This is a genomic window from Micromonospora sp. WMMD967, from assembly GCF_029626165.1.
Lineage (GTDB): Bacteria > Actinomycetota > Actinomycetes > Mycobacteriales > Micromonosporaceae > Micromonospora > Micromonospora taraxaci.
In genome coordinates this window covers 5145773-5167326 of record NZ_JARUBK010000001.1, presented here as the reverse complement: position 1 = coordinate 5167326, position 21554 = coordinate 5145773, and the positions used below count along the sequence as shown (strand labels likewise).

Genomic DNA, 21554 nt, shown 5'->3' with positions numbered 1-21554 from the left:
GCCCGAGTGCGCTGCCACCCACCAGTGGCGTCAGCGGGCTGCGCGGCGACGGTGCCCAGGTGGCGGTGGTGTCAGCGGACTGCTGCGACGGCGGCGTCCGGGCCGCCCCGCCACACGGTGCCGACCTCGCCGAATCCGGCGGCGGTGAGCGCGGCGAGGTGCCAGGAGACCGGTGGGCTCCACTCCGGGCTGTGCCCCGTCGGGTAGATGTCCTGTCGCTGGCCCACCAACGGGGACAGCGCCGGGTCCGCGCCGGCCCGGTCCCACCAGTCCGACCAGGACAGCATCGTGCCGGCCGCGTACCGGGCGTTGCGCCGGGTCCGGGCCCGGTCCATCAGGCGCTTGGTCAGCTCCGGCAGGCCGTCGTCCGGCATGTGGTCGGCGTTGACGAAGACACCGCCCGGTCGCAGCACGTCGCGCAGTTCGGCGTAGAGCTGGCCGAGTCGGTCGGCCGGCACCCAGTGCAGAGCGGTGGCGGTGAGCACGGCGTCGTACTCGCGGTGGGGGAGCGCGGAGCGCCAGTCCGGGGTGCCGAGGTCGGCCGTGACGATGGTGGCCCGGTCACCCAGTGAGGCGCGGGCGATGGCGAGCAGCGCCGGGTCGAGGTCCAGCAGTGTCGCCTCGGCGTCGGGGAAGCGCGCCAGTGTGCGCAGCGAGATGCTGCCGGTGCCACCGGCCAGGTCGAGCACGCGCGGTGGCCGACCGTCGAGGATCGCGTCGACGGTGTCGAGCATGGCGGTGAACCGGTGTTCCCGGTCCGGCATGAACGCCTCCTGCTGGCGGTCCCAGCTCTCCTGCCACGCCCACGGATCCGTGATGTAAGGACTCATGGAGGGAAGGCTAGTTACGGCTCGTTGGCGTTGTCCAGACCTTGTTGCACATAACTTGCAATTGCGAGATAATGGCGGGGCGATGATCAGAGTGGCGCCGGGTCGGGCATCCGCCCGGCCCGGCGTACTCCTGTCGGTGGTTCAGGCCGCCGTGTCGACCAGGTCCGCTCCGGTCGTCGCCGGCTCGCTGCGGTGGGCCAGGCGCAGCGCCCCGAGGAGGACGCCCAGCCCGGCCAGTGTGAGCGCGGCGCCGGCCCAGATCGGCGAGGTGTAGCCGAGCCCGGCGGCGATGGTCACCCCGCCGATCCAAGCGCCCAGCGCGTTGCCGAGGTTGAACGCGGCGATGTTCGCGCCGGACGCCAGGGTCGGTGCCTGGTGCGCGTAGTGCATGATCCGCATCTGCAACGGCGGCACCGTGGCGAAGCCGAACCCGCCCATCAGCACCAGCGAGACGATGGTCAACACCGGGCTCGTCGCGGTCAGCGCGAAACCGACGAGCACGACGGTGAGCACCGCCAGGACGGTGACCAGGGTGCGCGACAGGGACCGGTCGGCGGCCCGGCCACCGAGCAGGTTGCCGGCGAAGAGTCCCACTCCGAAGAGGACGAGCAGCCACGGCACCGTGCTGCTGGCGAAGCCGCTGACCTCGGTCAGCGTGTAGGCGATGTAGGTGAACGCGCCGAACATGCCGCCGAAGCCCAGGACCGTGATCACCAGGGAGAGCCAGACCTGCGAGTGGGTGAAGGCGCGCAGCTCACCACGTAGCCCGGCGGCCGGGCGGTCGGCGCTGGCGGTGTCGCGACCCGGGATGAGCAGGGCCAGCCCGATCAGCGCGACGACGCCGATCGCGGTGATCGCCCAGAACGTCGATCGCCAGCCGAAGTGCTGCCCCAGGAAGGTGCCGAAGGGGACGCCGAGGACGTTCGCGATGGTCAGGCCGGCGAACATCATGGCGATGGCGCCCGCCCGGCGGGCCGGTGCGACCAGGCCGGCGGCCACCACGGCGCCGATGCCGAAGAACGCGCCGTGGCAGAGGGCGGCGACGATCCGGCCGGCCATCATCACGGCGTAGTCGCCGGCGACGGCGGAGAGCAGGTTGCCGATGATGAAGAGCACCATCAGGCCGAGCAGCACCGGCTTGCGGGGCAGTCGGGTGACCGCCGCGGTGAGGGCCACCCCGCCGACGGCCACGCTGAGCGCGTAGCCGGAGATCAGCCAGCCGGCCACCGGCTCGGTGACCGCGAAGTCGGCGGCCACCTCGGGCAGCAGGCCCATGATCACGAATTCGGTGAGCCCGATGCCGAAGGCGCCGATGGCCAGCGCGATCAGGCCGGGCGGCAGGGACTGTTGGCGTACGGACATGGTCTTCCCATCGGGGAGGGGTCAGATAAACGGCGCGTGCAACTACACGCGTCAGCAACGAAATACTTGCACGCGCTTTATGTCAGCGCAAGCGTGGTAGCCTGGGGCCGTCCAGATCACACCCGAGGAGGGCCGCATGGGCATCGCCGACGACGCCGTCGAGATCCGCGCGCAGGGTTGGCGCACCCTCGCCGCCCTGCACGGGCTGATCGAGGCTTCCCTGGAGCGGGCGTTGCAGGCCGGTCACGAGCTGTCCGTCGTCGAATACACGGTCCTCGACGCGCTCTCGCGCCAGCACGGTTGGCACATGCGGATGAGTCAGCTCGCCCGCGCCGCCGCGCTCTCCGGCAGCGCCACCACCCGACTGGTCACCCGCCTGGAGCAACGCGGCCTGCTCACCCGCATCCTCTGCGCCGACGACCGGCGCGGCATCTACACCGAACTGACCCCGGCCGGCTCCGAGCTGCTCGGCCAGGCCCGGCCCACCCACGACCGGGTGCTCGGCGACGCGCTCGCCGAGGCCGAGGCCACCCCCGAGCTGGCCCCGCTGGTCGACGCCCTGCACCGGCTGCCCGCCGCCCGCTGACCGCCGGACGCGGTGCAGCGGTCGATGGGCAAGATGCGCCGTATCGTCGACCAACGACCGGCGGCGGTCTGACGGACGGCGACCGCGACGGTTCGGCGATGTCCCCTGTGGAGCGGTGCCGGCCCGCTCAGGTGTGCGTGCGAGGGCCCGCCTCGACGGCGGTGAAGACATAGGATGCGGCCCATGCGCGTGCTGGTGGTCTCCGCCCCTCTCGTCGGGCACGTCTTCCCGTTGGTGCCGCTCGCGGTCGCGCTGCGCGACGCCGGCCACGACGTGCTGCTGGCCACCGGCGGCGATGGTCTGGCCGCCGCCGACGCCGGGCTGGCCGTCCACGACATCGCACCGGGCTTCGACTTCGGCCGGATCGCGCTGCGCGTCTTTCCCCGCCACCCGCTGATCGCCCGCGCCGAACTGGCCGGCACCGCCGGCACCCGGGGCGCCGGCCTGCTCTTCGGCGCGCTCAACGACCAGCTCACCGATCCGGTGGTCGCACTGGCCGCCCGCTGGCGGCCGGACCTGGTGCTGTACGAGCCGTTCGCGGTCGCCGGCGCGGTGGCCGCCGCTCGCCTCGACGTGCCGGCCGTACGCCAGGAGAACGCCCTCTTCGACGGCCGCGACCTGGTCCGCGCGACCACCGCCCGGCTCGGCGCCGCACTGCGCCGGCACGGTCTGACCGAACTACCGCCACCTGCCGCCGCCCTCGCCGTGGCGCCTCCCAGCGTCACCACCCAGGCCGGTTGGCCGATGCGGTACGACTCCTACATCGGCGGCGGCGAGCTGCCGGCCTGGCTGCGCGAGCCGGGCGAGCGTCGGCGGATCCTGGTCACCCGCAGCACCCTGACCGGCCCCGGCGACCGAGGGCCGATGCCCGCCGTGGTGGCCGCCGCCGCCCAGGTGGACGCCGAGATCGTGCTGGTCCGACCCGACGAGCGGTCGGCCCGTTCGCTGCCCGGCAACGTGCGGGTGGTCGACTGGATCCCGCTCGACGCGGCGCTGCCGGCGAGCGCCGCGCTGGTCCACCACGGTGGGGCGGGCAGCGTCTTCGGCGCCCTCGCCGCAGGTCTGCCCCAGCTCGCCACCACCGGTCCGGGGGACCGGCGGCACAACGCCGAGCTGGTCGCCCGCCGCGGCGCCGGTCTGGCGCTGCGCCCCCGGGACATCACCGCGCAGGCGCTGACCCGCCTGCTCACCGACGACGCCCTGCGTACCGCCGCCGGTCAGGTCAGCCGGGAGATCGCCGCGATGCCGCCGCCGGCCGACCTCGTCGCGCGGCTGGCGGCGTTGGTCTGACCGCCGCCCCGCGTGGCCACCCTTGTTGCTCGGCCGGTTGCGGCAGGATGACGTGATGCGACACGTCGTGCTGTTCCACTCCGTGTACGGGCTGCGGCCCGCCGTGCGCGCCGCCGCCGACCGGTTGCGCGCCGCCGGGCACCAGGTCAGCACCCCTGACCTGTACGGCGTTCCGAGCGCCGACACCGTCGAGGAGGGATTCGCGCTGCTCGACAAGGTCGGTCACGAGGTGGTGCTCGACCGGGCCCGGAACGCGCTCGACGACCTGCCACCCGAGACGGTTCTCGCCGGCTTCTCGATGGGCGCCGGCGTGGCCGGGGCGCTGCTGGCCGAGCGACCCCACGCGGGCGGGCTGCTCCTGCTGCACGGCACCGGCGGCGCGCCGGACGCGGTCCGGCCCGGGTTGCCGGTGCAGCTGCACATCGCCGACCCCGACCCGTACGACACCCCGGACGAGGTCGACGAGTGGCAGCAGGCGATGACCGACGCCGGAGCCGACCTGACGGTCTTCCAGTACCCCGGCGTGGGTCATCTGTTCACCGACCCGGAAGCCGGTGAGTATTCGCCCGATGCCAGCGCGACGACCTGGCCGCGCGTGCTGGAGTTCCTGGCCACCCGGTGAGCATCAAGGCCCGCGGAGCACCACGACCGTCGATGGTTGCCGCGCCTGCCTAGCCTGAGGACAGGCTCCCCTCCTCGAAGGGCACAGGCGTGAACGAGACGGTCCTGAACGTCATCGGTCTGATGCTGGTCGCGATATCGCTGTGCTTCTCCGCGCTGCAGACCCGAGAGGTGGCGAGGCAGAGCCGGATCAACAACGGCATCGGCTCGGCCACCGCGCTCGTCGAGGTCAACAACCTCATCCGTTCCTGGCACGAACGCCTGCTCCAGGACCCGTCGGCGCGGCCGTACTTCTTCGACGGGAAGCCCTGCGCGCCGGACGACGCGGAGCGGCCGAGGGTGTTGATCTTCGCGGAACTCCTCGGCGACGTGCTCGAGTGCAATCTTCAGATGGCCTCGCTGCTGCCCGCCTTCGACTTCGCCCACTCGTGGCATCACTGGCCGGCCGAGATGCTGCGGCAGAGCCCGATCCTCGACGAGGTGGTGGCGAGTCACCCCGAGTGGTGGCCGACGCTCCACCTGCTCCGGCAACAGATTCGCGCCGGCGTACCGCAGGCCCATCCCCTCCTGCGCGCGCCCACATCCCGGTGGCGACCGTCGCGCGCCCGTGCCGGGGCAGGCGGCCGTCTGGACCGCGACGCCCTCGCCGGGACGGCCGTCCCGGTGGGCGACGAGGCCGCGATCCCACCGCAACGATGAGGCCCGGGGCCGGGCTCCCGCGCGATCTGCGACAGCGCCGCCCCCACGGGGTACCCGAGCCCGGCAGGCCCGACGTCGGGTCGGATCGCCGGGCCTGACGGGTCGGTCGTTGACCGCGCTCAGCGGGCCCCGGCGCCGATGCGTGGGGGAGTGGCGGTGCCGTGCACCCGCTTGGCGTGGCTGGCGAACAGCCGGGGTCCGATGATCGGCATGAGCAGCCGGGCCGGCAGCGGGGCGTGCGCCAGCACCGCCTTGATCACCTCCGGGTCGCCCTCGTACATGGCGAGGCCGAAGGCCAGCGGCAGCTGCTTCTTTGGGGACTGGCTCATGCCGTGCTCGCCGAGTTGCATCCACTCTCGGGCGGTGACGTACCGGGCTGCCAGGGGCAGGATCTCGGCCTCCTCCATGGCCATGTGCTCGATCAGCGCGACGCGCAGGTGCTCGAACGCGTCAGCGAGCTGGTCACCGCCGAGACCGGTACGACGCCAGGCGGGCAGCAGGGCGACCACCGCCGTGTGGGCCTCCTCGATGGCGTGGTGCTGCTTCTCCATGGTGGGCACGATGGCCGCGGCCGCCTCCCCGCCGCGCTCGACGAGCCGCGGCCACAGCAGCAGATCCTCGCCCTCGTGGTGCACGTGCAGCAGGTGGCAGAGCAGTTCGGCGTGGGCGCCGACGATCTCCGCCCGCTGGACGTCACCCGGTGTGACGTCGCGGACGAGCTGCGGCAGCAGGGTGAACTCGCGACGGAACGTCGCGTGGGCCATGTACATGTCGCGCACGTCCGCCATGGCTTCGCGGTGGTTCTGGTTCACGGTGACCTTTCCGAGGATCAACTGGCACAGATCTGTTGATCATTCTTGGTGCCACTTGGAACCGGCTTGGAATCCACCAACCGCGACCGTCAGCCGGCCAGCGCCGCCGTGGCCGCGGCCAGCCAGTGCGGCGACTCCCACCGGCGGGCCACCCCGGCCGCCAGCGTGAAGTGCCGCGCCGCCTCCTCGGTGTGCCCCAGCAGCTGGAACAGTTCCCCGAGCGTCAACGCGACCGGACGCACCACGGCGGCGGTGGTGGCGAAACCGGCCAGCTGGTCACGTACCGGCAGCAGGGCGTCGATCACCGGTGGGGCCAGATCCCGTCGACCCAGGGCCACGATGACCATCCCGCGCACGCTGAGCAGCGCCGACTCGAAGTAGTCGGGGCGGTAGGTGTGCCTCCCGAGTGGCATGGCCCGCGCCTCGTCCACCCGTCCGCTCCCGATCAGCGCCAGCGCCAGCAGGTCGTCAACGATCGGTCCCAACGACTCGCGTACCCGCCGGGTGGCGTCCACGTGCTCGCCGATGCGTCCCTGGCTGATCAGCAGGGTCGCCACGGAGAAGTAGTGGAAGGCCTCGGCGTGCAGCGAACCCTGCCGCCGCATCTGCACGGCGACCTCGTCGTAGTGTCGCCGCGCCGCGACGAAGTCACCGGCGACGTGGGCGAGGGCGCCCAGGGCACACAGGTGGATCACCTGAGCCTCGTTGAGCTGGTACGTCCCGGCCAGCCAGCCGTGTCGGGCGACGCTGGCGCGCAGTTCGTCCGGCTCGTTGAGCGCGGCGGCGCAGTGGCCGAGCACCTGTTCGGCGACCGAGCGGTAGGTCACCAGCCCGTTGTCGTCGGCGAGGTCACGCAGCTCCAGGGCCAGTTCCCGACGGTGCGTCGCGTCGCGTTCGTAGCTCATGGTGCGGACCCGCGCGGCCAGCCCGAGGGCACGCAGTTCCGGATCGCCCAGTCGCCGCGACAACGCCAGAGCCTCCCGCCCGGACGCCGCGCCCCGAGGGTCCGCCTCGCCGTCCAGCTCGGTGGCCAGCGCGTCGAGCAGGCGGCAGCGGGCGACCGGGTCCAGATCGTCGGTACGCAGGAGTCGGGTGAGCAGCTCCACGACCCGGTGGTCCACCACGCCGTACGCGTGCGTCAACCACGGTGTCGGGACGCTCCACGCGGTGAACGCCGCGACCAGCAGATCGTCGCGACCGGACGCGGCGGCGACGTCGATCGCCCGGGCGCGGGTCGCCCGGGCGGCGGCCACCGCACCGGCCCGGGCCTGGGCACGCAACAACCGGCCGAGCAGGTCGACCCGCAGCGCGTCCCGGTCCCCGGCGACCGTCGCGGCGGCGTCGAGCGCGTTGCCGAGCACCTCGATGGCGGTGTCGTACGCGTACCGCCGCTCGGCCAGCTCGGCGGCGCGGATGGCGTAGTCGACGGCGAGCGGAGCGGTGTCGGCCGACGCGGCGCGGGCGTAGTGGTAGGCCAGCGACGGGTAGTCGGCGGGTGCCAGTCGGCGGGTGGCGTCCGCGACCCGGGCGTGCAGGCGGGTCCGCCGTAGGTGGGACAGATCGGTGTAGATGGTGTCGCGGACCAGGCCGTGCACGAAGCGCACCCGCCCGGCGGCCGGTTCGGTGAGCAGGCCGGCGGTCAGTCCGACCTCCACGGCTTCGAGGGTGGACGCCTCGTCGACGTCGGCGGCGTCGACAAGTGTCGGTAGGTCCGCCTCCCGCCCCAGCGTGGCGGCGAGACGCAGCACCGAGACCGCGGACGACGGCAGGCGGGCCAGTCGGCGGCGCAACACGTCGCGTACCCCCTCCGGCACGTCGGAGGTGGCGACGAGCGTGCCCTCGGCGGCGAGCAGCCGCGCCGACTCCCGGACGTAGAACGGGTTCCCGCCGGTGCGTTCGGTCAGCGCGGCGACCGTGTCCGAGTCGAGGGTGGTCCGGGCCAGCGCGCCGAGCAGCCGTTCGACCTCGGCCGTGCTCAGGCCCCCCAACTGGATCCGGTGGGGTGACCGACGGGCCAGGACGGCCATCGTGTCGGCGAGCCGCTCGCGGTTGTCCGTCGGTCGCATCGCCGCGACGAACAGCACGGCGCCGGTGGTCAGCTCCGTGACGCTGTTCAGCAGGAGCAGCGTCTCGGCGTCCGCGGCGTGCAGGTCGTCGAGGACGACAGCCACCGGCCGGCGGTCCGCTGTCGCGTTCAACCACCCGCCGACGGCATGGTGCAACCGGAACCGGCCGGCGGCGACGTCACCACCCGACTCGCCGTCGCCGCCGCCGAGCAGCGGGGCGAGCGCCGACGCGAAACCCTCCGGCGGCGCCTCCTCGGCGAGCTGCCGCAACGCCTCGACCCACGGCCAGGCCGGCGGTGCGCCCTCGACCTCCGGGCAGCGACCGACGGTGACCAGCCAGCCGCGCGAGCTGAGTTCCTCCCGGAACCGGCTGACCACCGTCGTCTTGCCCGCGCCGGCCTCGCCGCTGATGATCGCGACCTGCGGCCCGCTGGCCAGGCACGTGGCGGCCGCCTGCCCGAGAGCCGCCAGTTCGGCCTCCCGTCCGACGAACACCTCCTCGGTCGTCGGTGGCGGTGCGACGATCCGTGCCGCCGTCGCGAGCACCGGCGGGAGCAGGTCGAGACGCTGGGCCAGGATCGCGGACTCCAGCTCCACCAGGACCGGGCCCGGATCCAGACCGAGCTGGTCGGCCAGCGTCGCCCGGGCCCGACGCAGCGCCGCGAGGGCGTCGCCCTGCCGGCCGGTACGCCACAACGCCAGCGCGAGCAGCCGCCAACTCTCCTCCCGCAGCGGCGCCTGCCGGGTCAGCGCCTCCGCCTCCGGCACCGCCTCGGCCGCGTCGCCCCCGCGCACTGTCGCGTCGAGCAGCAGCTCCCGGGCGGCGAGGCGCAACTCCTCCAACCGCAGCACCTCCGGCTGCGCCCACGGCTCCTCGACGAACTCGGCGTACGCGGGCCCGCGCCACAGGTCGAGCCCGGTGCCCAGCAGCCGGCGTGCCCGGCCCGGGTCGGCGGCGTTGACAGCGCGTGCGTCGGCGAGCAGCGCCTCGAAGCGACCGGCGTCGACGGCGTCGGTGGGCACCCGGATCGCGTAGCCGGGCGGGGCGGTGACCAGGACCCGCGCCGGCGCCCGGCGTTCGCGGGCCGGCTCCAACAGGCGGCGCAGGTGCGAGACGTACGCCTGGAGGGAGGCGATCGCCCGTGGCGGTGGGTCGCCCCGCCAGAGATCCTCGATCATCCGACCGACGGAGACGACCTCGCCTCGGGCCGCCAACAGCAGCGCGAGCACGGCGCGTTGGCGGGGGCCACCGAGGTCGACCGGTCCGCCTGTGTCGACCTCGACCTCGAGCGGCCCGAGCACCCGTAGCAGCATGACTGGGCCGATCCTAGTCGCCTGCGTACGGGCTCACCGGCTGCCGGTGGACAATCGACGCCCAGCTCACCGGGGGCCCTGCCCGGTGTCGCGTCGGTGCGGGGGCCGTCCGGAACGTGCCTCCTTCGATATCCTGACGCCGACATCATGATCTCCGTCGACGGGGTGGGGCGATGACGACGACTGCCTACGACGAGCACGTACGGTCGCACTGGTCCGGGCGCGCCGCCGCGTACGACAGCAGCCTCGCCGCGCTCTGCGCCCATCCGGCGTCATCGTTGTTGGACGCCGCACACGTCGGTACGGGCACCCGCGTGCTCGATGCCGGCACCGGTTCCGGGACGGTGGCCGGCTTGGCGAGCGCTCGTGGTGCTGTCGTCGTCGCCGTCGACGCCGAGCCGAGCATGGTGGAGTTGACGCGCCGCCGTGTCCCGTCGGCCGAGGAGGTGCGACTCGCGGCCCTGCCCCGCCTTCCGTTCACGTCCGGATCCTTCGACGCGGCCGTGGCGAACTTCGTGGTCAACCACGTGGGTGATCCGGGTGCGGCGATCGACGAGCTGCGCCGGGTCGTCCGGCCGGCCGGTCGGATCGCGGTGACGATCTGGCCCGACCCGCCGCCCGAGGCGCAGAGCCTGTGGGGGAAGGTCTTCGACGCCGCCGGGGTCGACCGTCCGACCGCGCCGACGGTGGACGCGGACCGGGACTTCGCCCGTACCCCGGATGGCCTCGGGGGTTTGCTCGACGCCGCCGGTCTCGCCGACGTGCGTTGCGAGACGGTCACCTGGGCCCATCGCACCGACGCCGAGGCGTGGTGGAGCGGCCCCGCCAACGGCATCAGCAAGCCCGGCCTGGTGCTGGTCGCCCAACCTCCGGACGTGCTGGCCCGCATCCGGGCCGCGTACGACGAGGTGACCGCTCCCTACCGGGACGCGGACGGTCTGCTCGCGCTGCCCACGGCGGCGCTGCTGGCCTCGGCCACAGTGCCCTGACACCGCCCGGCTGCCCGACGACGCTGCCGACGACCAGGAACGGAGCCTCAGGCCGAGGCGGCCAGGCCGTCCGCCCAGTGGGTCACCGGTGGGCGTGGCAGGGCGCGGACCACCCCGGATGGGCTCCCGACATCGACAGGCGCGGTGCGTTCGGTCGACCCCCGCACGGCGGGCACGACGCGGATCGCCACCGGGGCCCGGTCCGCGCCGGGCGTCCGAGCTCCGCCGGCTTGGGGAGGTGTCGTGGACCCTCGGGTCGGCGGCACGCCGTCCGTCGACGTGTGGGCCCGCAGCCGGCGGACCCTCGGGTCCGTTTCGCGAGTGGGCGCGGCCGGTGAGGTGGTCACTGTCGGGCTGCGGGGGCGGTGGCGCGACACGTCGGAGGCCGGCACCGCGAAGACGGCGTCGAGGCGGTTGGTGCGCGCGACGGCGACTCCGAGCCGGCTGTTCCGGCCACGAACGGAGTCGAGGGGCACGACCTGGGCGCGCGGTACGACCTGGGCGCGCGGTACGGCAGTGCCGCTGAGCGCGGCACGACCGGCGTCAGCCGGGTCGGCGCAGGCGCGGTCGGCATCGATGAGCACGACGTCCGGGTGGACGGTGTCGAGGCCCACGACGTCGGCGACGCGGCGACCGAAGACGGCCCGCAACGCGCGCGGCAGGCGCTCGGCGGCGACCTGACGCAGCGCGGGCGCGGCGAACGTGTACCCGCCGCTGCGGTGGGGGAGCAGGAGCCCGGCAGCGACCAACCCTCCTAGCGCGGGCGCGGACCGGCCGGGCGTCCAGCCGAGGGCCCGGTCGACGGCAGCACCGGAGATCACCCCGCCGAGGGTGCCGGCGGCCATCAGCACCGCCCGCCGCTCACCGTCGAGGTGGTCCAGCTCCGCCCCGACGACCCGGCGTAGCGCCTCGGGCAGGGGGAGCGTCGCCGGGTCCGCACCGTCCACGAGCGAAGCGACGTACGCGGCGGCGTGCCCGGGGCGACCCCCCACCAGCGGCAGCAACCGGTCGGCCAGGGTCACCGGCTGCCCGGCCCGGCTGAGCAGGTGGCGCAGCAGTCGACCGGACTGCACAGTGGCCAGTGGTCCGATCGTCATCCGACGCGCCGGGCTCGGCCGGGTGTCGGCCCACTGCGGTTGGTGCACCGTGATCAGGGCGAGTGGCAATCCGCGCGCCGTCGCCGCGCCGAACAGCGCGTGCAGGAAACGGCTCATCGCGGGCGCCGCCCGGTCCACGTCGTCCACGGCGACGATCAGCGGCTGGTCAGCGGCCAGGCGCAACAGGACGTCCCGGCAGATCGCCGCCCCCGCCAGCGCCGCCGACGAGCTGTCCGGGGTGGTCAGGAACCGCTGCAGGGCCGGGATCGCCGCCGCGACGCGCTCCGGCGGGAACAGCCAGGTCAGGGCGGCGACGAGTCGGTCGTGGACCACGGCCGGGCCGTCGCCGTGTCGCACGCCCGCGAGGCCGCGGAGCAGGTCGGCGGCCGGGGCCAGGACCTGATCGGGGTACGGCTGGCAGGTCGCCACACACCACCGCACCGACACCCCGTCCACCGTGGTCAGTCCCCGGGTCAACTCGTGCAGCAGGCGGCTGCGGCCACTGCCGGTCGGGCCGACCACCGACAGCCACCTCGGGCTGTGCTCGCGGATGGCCGCGCTCACCTGGTCACGGATGGTGGCCAGTTCGCGGCGACGGCCGATCAGCGGGCCGTCGTGGCGGTCGGTGCCGGGGCGTACCAGGCCGACGGCGTGCCAGACGGGCATGGGAGGCACCCGTCCGGCGACCGGTACCGCCGCCAGCTGACGCTGGGTGATCAGGCCGACGGTGGCCCGTGCGGTGGCCGCGCAGAGCGCCACCGAACCCGGCTCCGCGAACTCTTGGAGGCGGGCCGCTGTGGTGATCACCGCGCCGCTGGCCACGCCGTGCCCGCCACTGACGGCGCCGCCCAGGTCGACAACGACCTCACCGGTGGCGACACCGACGCGTACGCGCAGTCTGATGCCGCCGACCATCGGCCGACGGTCCAGCGCCGCCTGGATCTCGAGCCCGGCGCGCACCGCGCGGTACGCGTCGAAGCCGTCCGAGTGCCGCGCGCCGAAGAGGGCCATCACCGCGTCGCCGACGTACTTCTCCACGACTCCCTGCCAGCGGTGCAGCACGCCGGCGACGGTGTCGAAGTAGGCCCGTTGCAGGGCACGGACGTCCTCCGGGTCGAGTTGGTCCACCAGACCCGTGGAGCCGACGATGTCGGCGAACAGGACGGTCACTGTGCGTCTCTCCTCCGGCACCGGCCAGTGTCCGGTCCCGGTTCGCTGCGGGTCGATGACGACGATGCTGCTGGTCATGGGTATCGCACCGGCCCTTCTTCCCGCTTCTGCCTGATCACTCCGGAGATTGGCATCCCTAGGCCCACGGGGGATCTGCAGAACGACGTATGTCGGCCACCCGCAACCTTTAGTCGCAAAGTCGACGCGAGGAGTACCACAAGCGGCGGATGGCCATAGAACGGTGCGGGGCCCTGTGATTAGGCTGCGTGCCATGGCCAGCGATGTGGACACCGCACCGCTCGTGGGTCGGGCCGAGCTGGTGCGGACGGTCCGGTCCGCGTTGCTCGGTGACGCGGCGCACGGGCAGACCGCCGCCGTCTTCCTGACCGGCGAGAGCGGTGTGGGCAAGACCCGGTTGCTGGGCGAGATCGGTGACCGGTTGCGTGACCAGGGCGCCGTGGTGCTCACCGGCAGCTGCCTGGACATCGGCGACGCCTCCCCGCTGCACCCGCTGTTGCAGGCGCTGCGCCGCTACGACGCCGACCTGTCCGCCTCTCGCGCGCGCAGCTCGTCGGCGGTGCGCGGGCTGTTGCAGATGGTCGCCGACGAGACCGCCGGCCCGGACGGCGCGGGCGCGTTGCTGGAGCGGGTCTCGCGCGGGCTGCACCTGATCGCCGAGGGCAGACCACTGGTGCTGATCCTCGACGACCTGCAGTGGGTCGACCGCAGCACCCGCCAGTTGCTGCTCTACCTGTTGGCCGGTCTGGGCGACCTGCAGCTCTCGGTGTTGGCAGCGGTACGCGCCGAGTCGTTGCAGGGCGCGCACCCACTGCGCCGGGTGCTCACCGAGCTGCGTCGCCTGCGGACGGTGCGGGTGCTCGACCTGGCGCCGCTGGGCCGAACCGAGACTGAGGAGCTTGCCGCCGCGGTGGTCGGCCGGCCCCTGTCCGGGGACGCGGCCGACCAGGTGTGGCAGCGCAGCGGCGGCAACCCGTTCGTCATCGAGGAGTTGGCCCGCGACCTGCGCGACGGCCGCGACGGTCTGTCCGAGACACTGCGGGAGATCTTCCTCGACCGGGTCGACGCGCTGCCGCAGCACGCGCACGCTGTGGTGCACGCGGTGGCCGCCGGCGTCGAGCCGGTGCAGCACTGGCTGCTGGCCGAGGTGCTGCGGTTGCCCGAGGACGAGCTGATCGACGCGGCCCGCGCGGCCGTGGCGCACCGGCTGCTGGTCGGCGCCGACGACGGCTACCGGCTGCGGCACCGCCTCGTCGCCGAGGTGCTGGCGCACGAGCTGCTGCCGGCCGAGCGGTCCGGGTTGCACCGCCGCTACGCCGAGGCGCTGACCTCGGCGCCGGGTGAGCTGCACCAGGCCCGGCTGGCACACCACTGGCGACTGGCCGGTGACCCGGCGCGCGCGTTGCCGGCGGCGGTGGCCGCCGCGCAGGAGGCCGAGCGGCTGGGCGGCTACGCCGAGGCGCACCGGCACTGGTCGGCGGCGTTGCAGCTCGCCGCCGACTCGGGTCCGCTCGCGGTGGACCGGGTCGAGCTGCTCGGCAACGCCGCCGAGGCCGCCCACCACTGTGGGGAGCACGCCCGCGCGTTGGCCCTGCTGGAGGAGTTGGCCACGCTCCAGGGCGGCGAACCGAACTGCGCGCTGCACATCCGCCGGGCCCGCTACCTGGCCGCCGCCGGTCGCTCGGCGCTGGCCGAGGAGGAGTACCAGCGGGCGCTGAAGGCGGCGGACTGCTCCCCGCGCGACCGGGCCGCGGCCGCCGCCCGCCTGGCCGAGTTGTTGCTGCACCTGGGCCGGTACGCCGACGCCGGTGAGCGGGCGCGCGAGGCGCTGGCGCTGGCCGAGAACGTGGAGGGGTCCGCCACGGAGGTCGTGCTGGCCAGCTCGGCGCTGGGCTTCAGCGACGCCTTCCTGGAGGACCCGGACGCCGGCCTGGCGGTCATGCGCGACGCCCTCGACACCGCCGAGCGCGCCGGCCAGCCCGAGGACGTGGCCTGCGCGTACCTGCACCTGGCGGAGCTGCTCACCGGGCCGCTGAACATCCTCGAAGAGGGTGTGGTCGTGGCCCGGCGGGGCGCCGAGCGGGTGGCCGAGCTGGGGCTGGGCCGCACCTGGGGCACCCGGCTGCTGGCGATCGCCATCAACGGGTTGTTCCGGGTGGGCCAGTGGGCCGAGGCGGAGAAGGTGGTCGCGGCGGCCCTGCGGCACCGACCGTCCGGTGCGGACGCCGTCGAGTTGCTGCTCGCCCGGTGCCGGCTCTCGGTGGGCTACGGCGACATCGAGGCCGCCGGCCGGGACCTGGACGCCGTCGCGACCCTGCTCGCCGGCGGTGGGGCGCGGCACGTCATTCCGCTGCTCACCCTGCGCTCCGGGCTGGCCATGTGGGAGGGCCGGCACGACGTGGCGCGGGCGGCGGTGCAGCGCGGCCTCACCGAGATCCGCTCTGACGACGTGATGATCCTGTCCGCCCTGGTCTGGCACGGTCTGCGCGCCGAGGCGGAGGCGCACGCCAGCCGCACCGTGGAGGTGGACCCGACGGCCGTGCGCCGACTGCGCGACGTCGCCGACCGGATGGCGCGCAAGAGCGCCGGCGCGGCCCGACCGGTGCGCTCGGTGGTGGAGGGGTTCCTGGCGCTCTGCGCCGCCGAGGTCAGCCGCCTCGACGGCAGCGACCCGGAACTGTGGGCGGCGTCGGTCGCCGAGTGGGACCGGCGTAACCACCCCTATCCGGCGGCGTACTCGCGGCTGCGGCAGGCCGAGGCGCTGCTGGCCCGCCGCAGTCGTCTGGCGACCGCTGGCAAGCTGTTGCGCGAGGCGTACGAGGTGGCGCAGGGGTTGGGCGCGGTGCCGTTGACCTCGGAGATCCGCGAGCTGGCCGGGCGGGCCCGGGTGTCGCTGGAGGAGCGGGAGCCCACCGGCGCGACGCGGGGGGCGTCGACCCAGGCGTCCGACGACGAGCTGGCCGCGCTCACCGCGCGGGAGCGGGAAGTGCTCGCCTTGGTCGCGGAGGGGCTGACCAACAAGGAGATTGGGCAGCGGCTGTTCATCAGCGAGCGGACCATCGGCGTGCACGTTTCGCACATCTTCGACAAGTTGCAGGTCCGCACCCGCGTCCAGGCCAGCGCGATCCAGTTGCGCAACCACCGGGCCTGACCGACCACGACGTATCCCGGCGCGCCTGTGCGTGCCGGGATACGTCGTTCTACTGATCCGGCGCACGGGTGTGGGCTGAAAGGCTGAGCCGCGTCGACGACGGCACGGGGGATGCCGCCGACCACGATGGAGGAAAGATGATCGAACCGGTCTGGGGGCCCGTGCACCGGGACATCGTCGACCTGCTGGCCGACCACCCCGCTGACGTGCCGGCCGTGGTCGATCACCTCACCAAGCTCCAGGACCTGTTGGTGCGGCTGCCTCCGCTGGAGGACAGCTGCCCCCTCGCCGACTTCAACAAGCTCTACCTGACCATCACCAGCAGCGTGCTCGACGGGCTGTACGAGGACCGCTTCGTCGATCCGGCGTTCCTGTCCCGGCTCGACGTCGAGTTCGCCGCACGGTACTTCGACGCGATGCGGTTGTGGACCGACTCCAGCCCGGGCACCCCGAAGGCCTGGTCGTGTCTGTTCGAGCGGATGCGGGGGCCGGACGCCCGTCCGTTGCCCTCGGCGGCGGCCGGGGTGAACGCCCACATCAACTTCGACCTGCCGTTCGCGTTGGTGACGACGTTCGACCACCTGGAGTCGGAGCCGGTCGACGGCAGCGACCAGCACCACGACTACCTGGAGATCAACAACATCTTCGCCGACAAGATCCCCGGCCTGCGCCGGGGCTATCTGGAGCGGTGGCAGCTGCTCATCGACATGCTCAACGGCGACATCGACGACTGGTACCAGGGGGAACTGGTCGAGTACACCCGCGATGTCGCCTGGCGTAACGCACAGAAGATCTGGCGGTGCCGGCACGATCCGGACGCCCGCGAGTGTGAGCGCCTGCGGTTGGACGACAACGCCGCAGCGCTCGGCCGGCTGCTGCTCTCGCCCCTCGGGGCGTTCCTGCAGTAGTCGGGACGGGGGGTCCCCGCGCTCCGCCCCGTGGGGGGCGGCGGAGCGCGGGGGCGCATCCCACCAGCTCCACCCACCCCGCGGGGTCGGCCGAGGTCAGGTCGGCCCGGGGGTACAGCCGGTCGGCCCGGGGGGTGTCGACCGTCTGCCACCGTCGGCCGGCCCGGGGGGTGTCGGCCGGCGGTGGGGCGGGGGCGTCGACGGCGCGGAATTTCCGGGGTGTCGGCGGCCGCGTAACGGGTACGCCCGCGCCATGACCGTCCTGGCCCGGCGGCGGCCCGCCGCCCGACCCCGGCCCGCGCGGCCCGGGCCCCTTCGCCCGGGTGGCCCGGTGTCCCGACCCACCGCCCGGCCGGGTGCCCGGTGACCGACGTCGCGACGCGGTTCCCGTTCCGCTTCGATCCGGTGTTCCGTCCGGTGCTGGCGCTGGTGGGTGTCCGCCCGGCGACGGCCTGGGTCGCCGTGACCGACCGGGACCTGGTGATCCGGTACGGGCCGTGGCGGCTGCGCACCGCCCGGGCCAACGTGATCGCCGTCGAGCTGAGCGGCCCGTACCGCTGGTGGCGGGTGATCGGCCCGCACGTGTCGATGGTCGACCGGGGCGCGAGCTTCGGCAGCAGCACGGCGGGCGGCATCTGTCTGCGCTTCGGCGCGCCGGTGCCGGCCCTGGTGCCCGGCGGGCGCGTACGGCACCCGGCGGTGACGGTGACCGTCGCCGACCCGCCGGCGCTGGCTCGCCTGCTCGCCGTGCCGGACCTGTCCTGAGCAGCGCGTTCACGTCCCCGGTTCGCCCGGCCGGGTGCCCGGCCACCGCCTACCGTCGGGTCAGGACCGGTGAGGGTGGGGACTGACGATGGGTGACGAGCAGCGGGCGAGAGCCCGACGCTGGGGTGGACGCCGCCACGCGCCGACCGGGCCGGACCCGGCGCTGCGGGCGGCCCGTGACCCGGCCCGCCCGCACCCGGGCGGCCGGCCCGGGGTGGTGGTGCCCGAACGCGTGGCCACCCCGGCCCGTTCGGCGCCGCCGCCCAGCCCGTTGCGCCGGTGGCTCTTCCAGCACCAGGTGCAGCCGCCCGGGCCGGAGACGAGCGAGGGGCAGAACCGCCGGCACGCGTGGTGGCAGGTGATGTGCCTGACCGGGGTGGACTACTTCTCCACGCTGTCGTACCTCCCGGGCATCGCCGCGGTGGCGGCCGGCGCGCTCTCCCCGCTGGCAACGCTCCTGATCGTGGCGCTCACCCTGTTCGGCATGTTGCCGATGTACCGGCGGGTGGCCCACGAGAGCCCGCACGGTCAGGGTTCGGTGGCGATGTTGGAGCGGTTGCTGCCGTTCTGGCGGGGCAAGATCTTCGTCCTCGTGCTGCTCGGCTTCGTGGCGACCTCCTGGATCATCACGATCACGCTCTCGTCCGCCGACGCGACGGTGCACCTGTTGGAGAACCCGTACCTGCCGGACGCCCCGGGGGGTGCCCTGGTGCCGGTCGCGGTCACCGTCGTGCTGCTGCTCATCCTCGGCGGGGTGTTCCTGCTCGGGTTCCGCGAGGCGGTGGTCGTCGCCATCCCCCTCGTCGCCATCTTCCTGGCGCTCAACGCGGTGATCGTCGGGGTGGCGGTGACCCGGATCGTCGAGGATCCGGGCATCGTGTCGGACTGGAAGGCCGCGTTGACCACCACCGGCGGCGGACCGGGGCACGTGCTGCTCACCGCCGTGTTGGCCTTCCCGCTGCTGGTGCTGGGGTTGTCCGGTTTCGAGACCGGGGTCAGCATGATGCCGCTGGTGGCGGCCGACGGGCCGGACAAGGAGGCCCGCCTGGCCGCCCGGATCCGCAACACTCGCCGGCTGCTCACCACCGCGGCCCTGATCATGTCGGTGTACCTGATCTCGACGACGTTCGTGACCACGGCGCTCATCCCGGAGGAAGAGTTCCGACCGGGTGGCGGCGCGAATGGGCGGGCGTTGGCGTTCCTGGCGCACACCTATCTGGGCGAGGCCTTCGGCAGCGTCTACGACGTGAGCAGCGTGCTCATTCTCTGGTTCGCCGGTGCGTCGGCAATGGCCGGGTTGATCAACATCGTGCCGCGCTACCTGCCCTCGTACGGCATGGCACCGGAGTGGGCGAGGGCGGTGCGCCCGGTGGTGATCGTCTACACCGTCGTCAGCGTCGGCCTCACGATCGCCTTCCGGGCCGACGTCAATGCACAGGCCGGGGCGTACGCCACGGGCATCCTGGCGATGATGGTCTCCGGCGCGGTGGCGGTGACGATCGCGGCGGCGCGCCGCCACCAGCGCGTGGGCGCGATCGGCTTCACGGTGCTGACGCTGGTGCTGCTGTACGCGCTGTTCGAGAACGTCCTCGAGCAGCCGGACGGGATCACCATCTCGGCGTTGTTCATCCTCGGCATCATCGCCGTCTCGCTGGTGTCCCGGGTCACCCGCACCACCGAGCTGCGGGCCGAGCGGATCGAGTTCGACGAACCGGCCCGCCGGTTCATCACCGAGTCGCTGGCCCATGACGGGCAGCTGCACCTGATCGCGAACAAGCGGCAGAAGGGCTCGGTGAAGGAGTACACGGTCAAGGAACGGGCGCAGCGCGGGATGAATCCGGTCCCCGGGGCCGCCGACGTGCTGTTCCTGGAGATCGACGTGGTCGACCCGTCGGAGTTCAGTCAGGTGCTGCAGGTGCACGGCATCGAGGTGAGTGGCTTCCGGGTGCTGCGGGCCAGCAGCCCGGCCGCGCCCAACGCGATCGCCGCGATCCTGCTGGCCCTGCGGGACGCGACCGGCGTGCGGCCGCACGCGCACTTCGAGTGGTCGGAGGGGAGTCCGATCGCGCACCTGGCGCGCTATCTCATTCTCGGTCGTGGGGACACCCCGCCGGTGGTAAGGGAGATCATCCGCCGGACCGAGCGGGACCCGCTACGACGCCCCGGCATCCACGTCGGCGGCTGATCGGGGTGCCCGTTTAGTGGGTTCTGAAGATGAATAAGGGCACTATTCACGTTCACACCTTCCTGTCCGTATTGCGGATTTATCGTGACGTTTGGTGGTCGACGGTACGTCGAGCGCCCCGCGCCCTGATCGGCGCGCGGTCACGGCAGTACGGCAGGAAGGTAGGCATTCTTGATGTCCACGTACCCAGGAGGAGACCGCGCGACCCGACCCAGGCGGCGGTCCCGATGGTTCCTGGCCAGCGGTTTTCTGGCGGGGAGCCTGGTCGTGGGAGCGGCCGGAGCAGCAGGCGTGGCCGCCGCCGCCGACCGGGCCCTCGCCCTTCCCGGTCTGGGCCGGCTCACCACGGCCGGTAGCGACGACGACCGGCGGGCCGACGACCGGCGCGGCGAGGACCGCGAGCGGGGCGACGGCGAGCGGGACCGACCGAGCACACCCGGCACCGGCAAGCGCGGCGTGGTGTCGGTCCCCTGCGACGCCGCGAAGCTGGTGGCGGCGCTGGTGACGGCCAACGCCGAGGGCGGGGCGGAACTGCGCCTCGCGCCCAAGTGCCGCTACGTCCTCACCGAGGCGTTCCACGAGACCGACCAGTACGACGGCGGGATCCGCGACGCCCGGGAGGCCGCCGACGCCGCCGAGACCCCCGGTGACGCCGAGGCGCCCCCGCACAACCCGGCCGACGACACCGCCGGCCTGCCGGTGATCTACCAGCCCATCACCATCGACGGCGCCGGGGCCACCATCGCCCGCGACGCCCAGGCCGCCGCGTTCCGGTTCTTCACGGTGCGCGACGGCGGGGAGTTGACCCTGCGGGACGTGGAGTTGCACAACGGCCGGTCGGCGATCGAGGGCGGCAGCGTGCACGTGGTGCACGGCGCCACCGCCGTGATCGAGCGGGTCACGGTCTCCCAGAGCACGTCGCTGTCGCCCGAGGGCGGCGGCGGGGGCATCTTCAACGACGGGAACATGGTGGTCACCGACTCCACGTTCGTCGGCAACAGCGCCTCCGGCGCCGCGGGCAAGGGCGGGGGCCTGCTCAACGGTGGCGTCCTGACGCTGAAGCGCTCCGAGTTCCACCGCAACAGCGCCAACGCGTACGGCGGCGGGCTCGGCAACTATCGGGGCGCGGCCGAGGTGGAGAGCGTCTCCTTCACCCACAACAGCGCCGTGCAGGGTGGCGGGCTGGCCAGCTTCTCGGCCCGGACCAAGGTCTCCGACACCGAACTGCTGAACAACACCGCGCAGGTCGGCGGCGGTGCCGCGAACTCCGACGCGGTGCTGGTGATGCGCAAGATGACCATCCGTGGCAACACGTCCACCGTCAACGGCGGCGGCATCTCGACCGTCAAGGGCCTGACCCCGCTCGACGACAGCGTGGTCGACGGCAACACCACCCACGGCCTCGGCGCCGGCATCTACGCCGAGAAGGCGAACCTGCTGGTACGCGGTAGTGACGTGACGCGCAACGAGGCGGTCGGCGCCACGTCCACGGGTGGCGGCATCTACGCGACGGCCGGCTCGGTGGCGATCTACACCAGCAAGATCACCCACAACGCGTCGACGCTGAAGCCGGGCGGGGTCTTCGCCTCGCACGCTCAGGTCAAGATCGACGACGAGAGCGTCGTCGTCGAGAACGAGCCCACCAACTGCGAGGGCAGCCAGGTGCCCATCGCGCACTGCTTCCGCTGAGG

At 73.3% G+C, this 21554-nt stretch carries 15 protein-coding genes; 10 read left to right on the top strand and 5 right to left on the bottom strand.

The features are described from left to right. Nucleotides 1-71: 71 nt before the first annotated feature. Both O7631_RS23425 and O7631_RS23420 read right to left on the bottom strand, forming a co-directional pair. On the bottom strand, nt 72-830 hold the full coding sequence (locus tag O7631_RS23425; RefSeq protein ID WP_278146189.1) for a class I SAM-dependent methyltransferase: 759 nt from the start codon (nt 828-830) through the stop codon (nt 72-74). A 141-nt stretch (nt 831-971) separates the two neighbouring features. Next, entirely contained in the window at nt 972-2192 is a 1221-nt protein-coding gene (locus O7631_RS23420) for an MFS transporter (protein WP_278146188.1), read from the bottom strand. 136 nt (nt 2193-2328) lie between these two features. Here O7631_RS23420 and O7631_RS23415 point away from each other — a divergent pair, with 136 nt between their 5' ends. The 4 genes from O7631_RS23415 (at nt 2329) to O7631_RS23400 (ending at nt 5388) form a co-directional block, all read left to right on the top strand. Next, complete coding sequence (locus tag O7631_RS23415; RefSeq protein ID WP_278146187.1) at nt 2329-2778, top strand: MarR family transcriptional regulator; 450 nt, start codon at nt 2329-2331, stop codon at nt 2776-2778. A 183-nt stretch (nt 2779-2961) separates the two neighbouring features. Then, on the top strand, nt 2962-4068 hold the full coding sequence (locus O7631_RS23410; protein ID WP_278146186.1) for a nucleotide disphospho-sugar-binding domain-containing protein: 1107 nt from the start codon (nt 2962-2964) through the stop codon (nt 4066-4068). Between the two features lie 55 nt (nt 4069-4123). Next, nucleotides 4124-4690 carry a dienelactone hydrolase family protein gene (locus O7631_RS23405; RefSeq protein ID WP_278146185.1) on the top strand — a complete coding sequence of 189 codons (567 nt, stop codon included), beginning with the start codon at nt 4124-4126 and terminating at the stop codon, nt 4688-4690. Between the two features lie 89 nt (nt 4691-4779). Further along, the gene (locus tag O7631_RS23400; RefSeq protein ID WP_278146184.1) at nt 4780-5388 is read left to right on the top strand and encodes a hypothetical protein; all 609 of its coding nucleotides are present in this window, start codon (nt 4780-4782) and stop codon (nt 5386-5388) included. A gap of 119 nt (nt 5389-5507) precedes the next feature. Here O7631_RS23400 and O7631_RS23395 read toward each other — a convergent pair whose 3' ends face one another. Together O7631_RS23395 and O7631_RS23390 are read right to left on the bottom strand one after the other, a co-directional pair. Next, nucleotides 5508-6200, bottom strand: coding sequence for a hemerythrin domain-containing protein (locus O7631_RS23395; RefSeq protein ID WP_278146183.1), 693 nt, complete (start codon nt 6198-6200; stop codon nt 5508-5510). An 89-nt stretch (nt 6201-6289) separates the two neighbouring features. Next, nucleotides 6290-9580, bottom strand: coding sequence for a BTAD domain-containing putative transcriptional regulator (locus tag O7631_RS23390; protein WP_278146182.1), 3291 nt, complete (start codon nt 9578-9580; stop codon nt 6290-6292). A gap of 173 nt (nt 9581-9753) precedes the next feature. Between O7631_RS23390 and O7631_RS23385 the strand changes: the two genes are divergently transcribed. Next, nucleotides 9754-10569: a class I SAM-dependent methyltransferase gene (locus O7631_RS23385; protein ID WP_278146181.1), complete on the top strand. Its 816-nt coding sequence runs from the start codon at nt 9754-9756 to the stop codon at nt 10567-10569. 47 nt (nt 10570-10616) lie between these two features. Here O7631_RS23385 and O7631_RS23380 read toward each other — a convergent pair whose 3' ends face one another. Beyond that, nucleotides 10617-12914: an adenylate/guanylate cyclase domain-containing protein gene (locus tag O7631_RS23380; RefSeq protein WP_278146180.1), complete on the bottom strand. Its 2298-nt coding sequence runs from the start codon at nt 12912-12914 to the stop codon at nt 10617-10619. 193 nt (nt 12915-13107) lie between these two features. Between O7631_RS23380 and O7631_RS23375 the strand changes: the two genes are divergently transcribed. From O7631_RS23375 to O7631_RS23355, 5 genes are all read left to right on the top strand, one after another. Continuing rightward, nucleotides 13108-16005: a LuxR family transcriptional regulator gene (locus tag O7631_RS23375; protein ID WP_278146179.1), complete on the top strand. Its 2898-nt coding sequence runs from the start codon at nt 13108-13110 to the stop codon at nt 16003-16005. A gap of 137 nt (nt 16006-16142) precedes the next feature. Next, nucleotides 16143-16913, top strand: a complete 771-nt coding sequence (locus tag O7631_RS23370; RefSeq protein WP_269679051.1) for a DUF5995 family protein — start codon at nt 16143-16145, stop codon at nt 16911-16913. A 363-nt stretch (nt 16914-17276) separates the two neighbouring features. Continuing rightward, on the top strand, nt 17277-17678 hold the full coding sequence (locus O7631_RS23365) for a hypothetical protein (protein WP_278146178.1): 402 nt from the start codon (nt 17277-17279) through the stop codon (nt 17676-17678). An 88-nt stretch (nt 17679-17766) separates the two neighbouring features. Further along, nucleotides 17767-19863, top strand: a complete 2097-nt coding sequence (locus O7631_RS23360) for an amino acid transporter (RefSeq protein WP_278146177.1) — start codon at nt 17767-17769, stop codon at nt 19861-19863. Nucleotides 19864-20037: 174 nt separating this feature from the next. After that, on the top strand, nt 20038-21552 hold the full coding sequence (locus O7631_RS23355) for a hypothetical protein (protein WP_278146176.1): 1515 nt from the start codon (nt 20038-20040) through the stop codon (nt 21550-21552). The last annotated feature ends 2 nt before the right edge of the window (nt 21553-21554 follow it).

What these genes read in the sequence shown, in the direction of transcription:
- O7631_RS23425 (WP_278146189.1), bottom strand. Translation starts at nt 830, where the DNA reads ATGAGTCCTTACATCACGGATCCGTGGGCGTGGCAGGAGAGCTGGGAC.
- O7631_RS23420 (WP_278146188.1), bottom strand. Translation starts at nt 2,192, where the DNA reads ATGTCCGTACGCCAACAGTCCCTGCCGCCCGGCCTGATCGCGCTGGCC.
- O7631_RS23415 (WP_278146187.1), top strand. Translation starts at nt 2,329, where the DNA reads ATGGGCATCGCCGACGACGCCGTCGAGATCCGCGCGCAGGGTTGGCGC.
- O7631_RS23410 (WP_278146186.1), top strand. Translation starts at nt 2,962, where the DNA reads ATGCGCGTGCTGGTGGTCTCCGCCCCTCTCGTCGGGCACGTCTTCCCG.
- O7631_RS23405 (WP_278146185.1), top strand. Translation starts at nt 4,124, where the DNA reads ATGCGACACGTCGTGCTGTTCCACTCCGTGTACGGGCTGCGGCCCGCC.
- O7631_RS23390 (WP_278146182.1), bottom strand. Translation starts at nt 9,580, where the DNA reads ATGCTGCTACGGGTGCTCGGGCCGCTCGAGGTCGAGGTCGACACAGGC.
- O7631_RS23385 (WP_278146181.1), top strand. Translation starts at nt 9,754, where the DNA reads ATGACGACGACTGCCTACGACGAGCACGTACGGTCGCACTGGTCCGGG.
- O7631_RS23380 (WP_278146180.1), bottom strand. Translation starts at nt 12,914, where the DNA reads ATGACCAGCAGCATCGTCGTCATCGACCCGCAGCGAACCGGGACCGGA.
- O7631_RS23375 (WP_278146179.1), top strand. Translation starts at nt 13,108, where the DNA reads ATGGCCAGCGATGTGGACACCGCACCGCTCGTGGGTCGGGCCGAGCTG.
- O7631_RS23370 (WP_269679051.1), top strand. Translation starts at nt 16,143, where the DNA reads ATGATCGAACCGGTCTGGGGGCCCGTGCACCGGGACATCGTCGACCTG.
- O7631_RS23360 (WP_278146177.1), top strand. Translation starts at nt 17,767, where the DNA reads ATGGGTGACGAGCAGCGGGCGAGAGCCCGACGCTGGGGTGGACGCCGC.
- O7631_RS23355 (WP_278146176.1), top strand. Translation starts at nt 20,038, where the DNA reads ATGTCCACGTACCCAGGAGGAGACCGCGCGACCCGACCCAGGCGGCGG.